General features: G+C 36.4%; 6 protein-coding genes and 1 pseudogene. 4 read left to right on the top strand and 3 right to left on the bottom strand.

The genetic code is table 11. The annotated features are described in order from the left end of the window. The first annotated feature begins 140 nt into the window (after nt 1-140). On the top strand, nt 141-1016 hold the full coding sequence (locus FTT75_RS15070; RefSeq protein ID WP_078081115.1) for an SDR family oxidoreductase: 876 nt from the start codon (nt 141-143) through the stop codon (nt 1014-1016). Nucleotides 1017-1107: 91 nt separating this feature from the next. Further along, nucleotides 1108-1419 (top strand): ATP-binding cassette domain-containing protein, encoded by a 312-nt coding sequence (locus FTT75_RS15065; RefSeq protein WP_180044481.1) that lies wholly within the window; start codon nt 1108-1110, stop codon nt 1417-1419. Here the strand turns inward: FTT75_RS15065 and FTT75_RS15060 are convergent. From FTT75_RS15060 to FTT75_RS15050, 3 genes and pseudogenes are all read right to left on the bottom strand, one after another. Further along, nucleotides 1412-1495: pseudogene (locus tag FTT75_RS15060) on the bottom strand (IS1 family transposase); the annotation flags it as partial. The gene FTT75_RS15065 and the pseudogene FTT75_RS15060 sit on opposite strands and share 8 nt — an antisense overlap. Nucleotides 1496-1540: 45 nt before the next feature. After that, nucleotides 1541-2650: a hypothetical protein gene (locus FTT75_RS15055; RefSeq protein ID WP_004968110.1), complete on the bottom strand. Its 1110-nt coding sequence runs from the start codon at nt 2648-2650 to the stop codon at nt 1541-1543. Nucleotides 2651-4410: 1760 nt separating this feature from the next. Continuing rightward, nucleotides 4411-4614 carry a hypothetical protein gene (locus tag FTT75_RS15050; protein ID WP_004968112.1) on the bottom strand — a complete coding sequence of 68 codons (204 nt, stop codon included), beginning with the start codon at nt 4612-4614 and terminating at the stop codon, nt 4411-4413. A gap of 675 nt (nt 4615-5289) precedes the next feature. Between FTT75_RS15050 and FTT75_RS15045 the strand changes: the two genes are divergently transcribed. Together FTT75_RS15045 and FTT75_RS15040 are read left to right on the top strand one after the other, a co-directional pair. Then, on the top strand, nt 5290-6297 hold the full coding sequence (locus FTT75_RS15045; RefSeq protein WP_004967300.1) for a replication initiation protein: 1008 nt from the start codon (nt 5290-5292) through the stop codon (nt 6295-6297). Nucleotides 6298-6402: 105 nt separating this feature from the next. Then, on the top strand, nt 6403-6969 hold the full coding sequence (locus FTT75_RS15040) for a plasmid replication DNA-binding protein (protein WP_225531289.1): 567 nt from the start codon (nt 6403-6405) through the stop codon (nt 6967-6969). Nucleotides 6970-7247 lie beyond the last annotated feature (278 nt).

Below are 7247 nucleotides of genomic sequence, written 5' to 3'. Positions count from 1 at the left end.
TGATACCATTTTTCTTTATACTATCACTGAGGCAGGTTGGACATTTGATTGCTAGAGTTATTTGCATTTCTCTATTTTATCAAAATCCAATCGGCTTTTTCTTCAGCATACTTTTTGAAACACTACCGAGGAGATTATTTATGACATTTAATAACAATGAAAATACACGTGTGTGGTTTATTACAGGTGCAAGCAGTGGACTAGGATACGAATTCACAAAAAAAGCATTGGAGTCAGGAGAGAAGGTTGTTGGTGTTGCTAGAAATATTGAAAAACTGAATGAGTTAAAATGCCAGTTTGAAGGAATGTTACTTCCTTTAAGTCTTGATGTTACTGATAGAAGTGCTGTTTCGACTACAGTGGAAACTGCCATTAAACATTTTGGAAGACTCGATATTGTCATTAACAATGCAGGGAATATGGTAATGGGAATGATTGAAGAATTTAGTGAAGATGAAGTTAGAAGCCAAATGGAAACTAATTTCTTCGGTACAGTATGGGTAAGTCAAGCTGTTATGCCGTACTTGCGGGCACAAGAATCAGGTCATATTATCCAGATATCTAGTATTGGTGGACTGATTAGTGGTCCAATGTCGGGAATCTATAGCGCTAGTAAATTTGCTTTAGAAGGATTTAGCGAGGCTTTAGCACAAGAAGCTGCACATTTTGGTATAAAAGTATCTATCGTAGAACCTGGAGGTTACTGGACGAATCTATACTTAAAAATGAGTTTTACTACACAGAAAAAAGAGTATGATTCATTACGTGAAAAGTTGGCCCAACAATATTCAAACGAATCGGTGGATAGTGATCCTAAGTTAGCCGCCGAAGCTATAATGAAACTGGTTAATAGTGAGAATCCGCCTCTCCGATTAGTTCTGGGAAGCCTTGTATATGATTTAGCTGTTGAAAATGCAGAAAAACGTATATTTACATGGAAAGAGTGGGAATCAGTCAGTCGTTCTTCGGAACATGGGATTCCTGCACCAGAAGGATACGGAATAATTGAGGAATAGAAACCCTAAGAAATAAACTCTCTAAACTACAAAAACTAATTAATGATTTAATATGTTTATTAACTTAATCGCTAGAAAGGGAGGCGATTGTATGGAATTGATAAAAATGAGAGGAATAGAAAAATATTTTGGAGGCAAGCTTCTTTTTACTTTTGATAAATTAACTGTTTTTAAGAACGATATTATTGGTGTAGTCGGGTTAAACGGAAGTGGAAAAACGACGTTGTTGGAGATCATTAACAATGATATAGCTCCTGACAAGGGAAATGTTGAGGTTAAGGGAGATATCTCTTATTATAAACAATTCGGTCAATACCACGAATCAGTAGATTCTTGGCAATTGAAAGAATTTCGCTCCAGCTCAACAAGGTGGTGTTTCAAAAAGTATGCTGACATTAAATGAAGCCATTATTGATGTAAAAAAAGGTTAAGTCGAAAGCTTTAAAATGGTTTTCAATCTTTTTTGAAAAATTGCATGTTAGAACCTATTCAAAGTCCGTATTTAATAGCTTCTCTTAGCGGATTTACTCATTTTCAAGCACTTGTAAGTAAAGCTCATCCGCTTTTTGAGCAATGGCTTTGCCATTCTCACGCATTTCTAATTCTTTAGCTACATAGGCTTGAATCGGTATGTTGTAATAGCCACCACCATAGTAGTCTTTAATGAGTTTCAAAGGCACTTCCACACCATATTCATCAAAAAGATTACGTCTGTAATTATATTCATGGATCGTATCCGCATAGGTCGGCAATCGGGGTAGATAGGTCAAGTGTGGTGTAGCAATTTCCATCTGCATCCATGTTTTCTGCTTCTTAGACCTGTACTTTAAAAAACGCTGTGCAAAATGGATAATCTGCCCTGCTTGGGAACGGCTTGCTTTGAAAACAGACCATGTTTCAACCATCAGGAATAGATTTTTAATGTCGGCTCGGTTCTTCTCTGCTAGAGAACTATTTTTTTGACTAGCCAATTTATTAATAGAATCAGTAAATTTAGTTTTAATTTTTTCAATACTTTGCTTTGTATATCGCCAAGTCCACGTATAAGCCCTTACTCTGTCTTTGTAGTCTTTTTCATCACCCAAGATGAGCTGTTTATAAGTCTTATGCGTATCTCTAAAAAGCTCCATAGTCACCAGGGCAGTAGGTTTGACAGCAATTGGATTTTTTAAGACAAATTGTTTTGGCTCATTATCTTTGAAGTAGTCTGCAATCAAGGTCTTTTCTGCTGAGATCGAATCAAGATCCCACTTAAAGCCTTTGTACTTCTCTTTAAGAGTCTGAATCTTCAAACGCTCCGACTCTTTGGCAAGTTTATTAATCTCAATACCGTTGAAAGTATTGAAATCTCTACTTGTAGGCGTAGTGAATAAGCAATACAGAAACCATTTATTTTCATTAAAGACATCTCTTTGCACGATCATCGTGCAAATAGGATGACCCTTTTCTAGGCGGTAAGAACGCTGTCTTGGTGAAATACCCAACTCATAACGCTCTGTCATCTTATCCAAAACGGATTCAATGGATTTCTTAGAACTGTCGTACTCAAAGCTGAAATAAAAATATGCGCCATTGGCAACATGGTCAGCGAGCCGTTGCATTGTAAATTTTGTGTGTGGACTAAAAATTATCATCCAAAATATTTCCAATCATTGTTATCAAGGGTTAATTCACAAAATACGCTGTTTTTTGATCAAAAACTAGCATTGTAATCGAGTAAAAGGATTTTTGGTTTTTAGCTGTTTTTTGCTTTTTCCATAGCGAAGCTATGGTGAACTTGCGAAGCAAGTTTTAAGGACTTCTAGACGGTGTTTGTAAGAGGGTAATAAGTAGTTCCATGCGAACGCACCTAGACAGCATATTTTTTGTGCATTATGATTTTCTCATCAGTTGTGAAGTGTGTCTGACCAACGCACCTAAAAGACCTAACCGTTTTTTAGTGTGCCGTTAGGCACACTAAAAATTTTGATTTTCAACAGCTCACAGTGGAAAGGTTGACAGCCTGAAAACTGCTTGACGAAGCGGACTGCTGCGGAAACGTAGCTCGGTACGCTTTGATGAGGGCTGATGAGGGGTGGCTTTTGCCTACCCTCAAATTCTACTCAATCCACTTCATTGTTGGTTCTTGAAGTTGGGCGACAAGGAAACGGAATCACCGAAAGGTGGCGAATGGGTTAAACCCCATTCTAGGCTGAAAGGGCTGAAATCCTGCTTTTGAAGAAATAGTGAGTGAAATCCATAGATGGAGAGTAGCGTTAATAACTACCGTTCTTCGCTGAATCTTTATGGTTTGGCGAGGTGCGTGGCACACACGATGGCTTCTGCGGTATTCGAGAGGGTACAGGCGATCAAGGTGAAAGCTGGCGAGAGTGGCACTTTTGGGTCAGGTGGTGAATTTGTCGTGATGACATTCCATTTTGGCTCGAAAGGTCGATGTATAGCTTAAACGTGTTAAAGGTGGGGAGAGATCCTCATCGACTGTGCTAAGTAAGTGTTCTACCCATGATGATATTTTTTAAGCTGCGGAATCGGTATTTTGGAACTGCGTACCGAAAAGCAAGGAAAAAGCTTAGAAACTTAGTGGATGAACGTACTGCTTGTTAAGACTTCAATTGATAACTTGGGACGCACTTTTATGTCATTAGGTTTTGTCACCTAAGTTTTTGAATAACTAAATTTTTAGTTATCGACATAGATGTGTTGGAGCGATCTTTAGTAGCGCATATAAGGCAGATTTTTGCCGAAGTTGTACTGTAATAATTCTGAATAAGTTGTTGTTTTTATTTGTAAAATAGATAGTAATCTATAATTACAGGTAAAATTGATAATCAATAAGAATTTTCTTTTGAGTTGTTTTATCAAAAGTTGGTTAAAAAACCATAGCTACCGTTGTCAGAAATGACTTGTTAAGGGAATCGTGGTTTTGCGAAAGAGTGATGTTGAGGCTATAGGGGACTGTAGTTGAGTGTGTTACTTCCTGCATGGTCATAGTGCTTGAAGGCTGTGGATTTAAAGCCACAGGAGAGTCAAAAAGGTTAAATGGGGATTGGTCTCCCCTGCTGTTCGAGTTGGTCGCTCGAACTAAACTAAACTTCTGAAGACATAGTTTTTCGAGGTTGTTATCCACCATAGGATAAATATTTTCTGATTTTATGAATAAAATTAGCGTTTTAAAGTTTGGTGTTGGTTGGTTGGCAATCGGCACTTCGACAAAATTTTACGGTGCATACGTTATAAGCATTTTTTAGACCCCCTCGGATATTCTTGCCAACAGAATATCGAAACGAGGTGGGTTGTCTAAATGCTCACCATTTGCGTTTTAAGGCACTTTAAACTAAAACCTATAGGTAGAATAGGAATGACCAATAAAACGCCAAATACAGCAAACCATGCGCTATAAATCCACATCTCTTGGTGTATCTTGCTCTCGATCTGTCATAAAATCTTCTAACCCTGTTGGGTCATCATGGTTTTTAAAGAACTCCTCCCAAGTTACTTCACAAAAGACACCATCTTCATTGGCTCTAAACCATCGTGGTTTGTTGAAGTTCTTCATCGAGAGAGAAACCAAATCTTCATCTTTTTTATCTTTGCTCATCTCAGATCCTCTTTAGCGAGTGTCTACGAGCGACACAACGAAAATTTGCGCCTAGACTCCCTGAAAAACTGCTTTTTAAAATATTTGCTTCAACAAATTGAAAGTAGATCACATGCTGATCTTTGCACCTAGACCGAGCGAAGCGAGCATAAAAAACTTATGAGCGAAGCGAATTCCGAGTTGCTTTTGCCTTTTCTTAAAGTAACAAGAATATTAACTAAAAATTGCCCCACGAATCGAGCGAAAGCGAGATTCAATAGAGTTTGAGCGTAGCGAAAACCAAGGGCAATTTTTCATTTATTTTTTCATTTACTAATTTTAAAAGCTTTATTAAAAGCTTTTAATAGCTTTTAAAAAGCTTTTAAAAAGCTTTACGGCCAGTCTCAATGTATTGCTATATCAGTGTTTCAGACACTAAAGTGGGGGCGAAATGTTAGGTTTTTGACTTTTAGTGGGGGCGAAATGTTAGGTTTTTGACTTTTAGTGGGGGCGAAATGTTAGGTTAGTGGGGGCGAAATGTTAGGTTAGTGGGGGCGAAATGTTAGGTTAGTGGGGGCGAAATGTTAGGTTAGTGGGGGCGAAATGTTAGGTGGTAATCAAGATATGCTTGACTTAATAAGTGGGGGTAAGTAGCATTGAAAATACCACCACATAATAGAAGAATAGTGATTTTAGATGGCTGTATCATTAAAGAAAATTAAAAATTTTGAGGAACATGACAAATCTCTTTTTCCTCTTTCAGCACCTGCCAAACGTTATCCAAAAGACTATGCTGTCTTTCAAAATATTTTCTGGCAATTGAAGCATGAGAAATCACCAAAAGACGATATTCTAAAATTGCTATTCTTTTTTAGCCCTAAAGTTCGGCTAGCATCAGATCCCAATGAAACAACAGAATTCACTGTAACAGCTAAAGAATATGCTGAATTGACGGGCTTAAAGCCAAGCAGTGCTTATGTAGCCTTAAACCGAGTAGTAGATGCTCTCTACGACCACAGTGTAGTTTTTTATCATCCTGGAAAAGATCGAGATATTCGAACAAGACTCATTAGTACATGCTCATACAAGGATGGATGTTTTTATATTTCTTTCACGCATTTTGCCCTATACATTATGTATGTTTTTAATAAACAAAATTCGTATACAAAATTTAAAGTTAAATCGGCTGTTGCCTTACATGGTCACGGTTTAAAACTTTACCCATTCTTGGTACAAAATGAATTTCGGTCTAATTTCGATGTATCCATCAAAGAATTAAAAAGTGCTTTAGGTCTGGCAGAAAATTCATACCCAGAATATAGAGATTTCAAAAGTACTATTCTTAAACCCCACATTGATGACATTAACTCTAAAACAGAACTTACTATTGAGTTTAAAGCAGTCAAGAAAGAAGGACGCAAAGCTAGTCATGTTAATTTTATAGTTAGAAAAAAGAAAACTATTGGAGCTAATCAACAAAGTGAAACTGGTAGTAACCAAGAGCAAAATAAAATAACTGCAAAAATGGTTTATTTAACGATAATTCAAAGTGAAGAATTGAGCTTGAGATTCAAAGAATCTGGTGAGACTACAGACGAATTAGTAGAAAGAATAAAAATTGATTTTAAAAATAACGAAGGTAATAGATGGATTGAAAAACTAGCAGAATTCAATATCGACTTTACTATTGAACAAAAAGTTTGAAAAATTGCTGCTATACCTAGAAAAGTACGATTTAATTCAAAATAAGATATATGTTCAGCTAAGATGTTCAGATGAACATGCTTAAACACGCGCTGAGGGATTACATTGAACAAAACAAAATTTAGCATAATGGACGCAAGTAAAGCTTTTAAAAAATCAAGAACAACAATCTATGAATCTATAAAAAGTGGTGAATTATCAAGAGATCATGATGGACTTATAGACTTATCGGAACTTATCAGAGTTTATGGCAATCCAGTCAGTGTTCAGTCCAGTACACGTACTGAACAAGTCCAGAAGGATGTACAGGTACACGTTCAGTCTGAAATTGAAAATGTATTAAAAGATCAAATTTCTTTACTCAAAAATCAGTTAGATTTAGCAAATCAAAGAGAAAAGTCTTTGATGCAACATATTGAAGATCTCACTCATAGAATTGAGTTTAAAGGCACGTTAGAACAGCCAAAACAAGAAAATACTAGTAAGCTAAATGAATCTACTAATCTAAATATAGCAACAGATCCTCGGCCAGAGATTGAGTCGAACTATGACGCATTGACTACTTTTGGGGAAGACAACAAGCGTATACCTATTCCTGAACACGTTGAACCGGAACCTAAAAAAAGGGGATTATTGGGCCGTTTAGCTCGGGCAGTTTTTACAGATGAGTAAGGTTTTATTGTTATTTTTAGCTAAACAAAAGTGTGGAACATTGCTTACTTATTAAGCGTGGAACGTGAAAAGTCATAAAAAAAGCCCAATCGGGTGTGATTGGGCTATAAACTAGAAACTACAGCATTGATTTCTAAGGAAAATTATAACACATTTCGTATAAGGTGTATTATGTTAATTTTAGTAGAACTAATAAATCTATATATTTGAAAATGTCATTTTACTCAATTAAATACTCTTCAGATATTTCACACTGTTCAACAAAAAAATGATCATGT

Source organism: Acinetobacter sp. YH01008 (genome assembly GCF_013420435.1).
Lineage (GTDB): Bacteria > Pseudomonadota > Gammaproteobacteria > Pseudomonadales > Moraxellaceae > Acinetobacter > Acinetobacter pseudolwoffii.
This window is presented reverse-complemented; position numbering and strand designations above follow the sequence as displayed.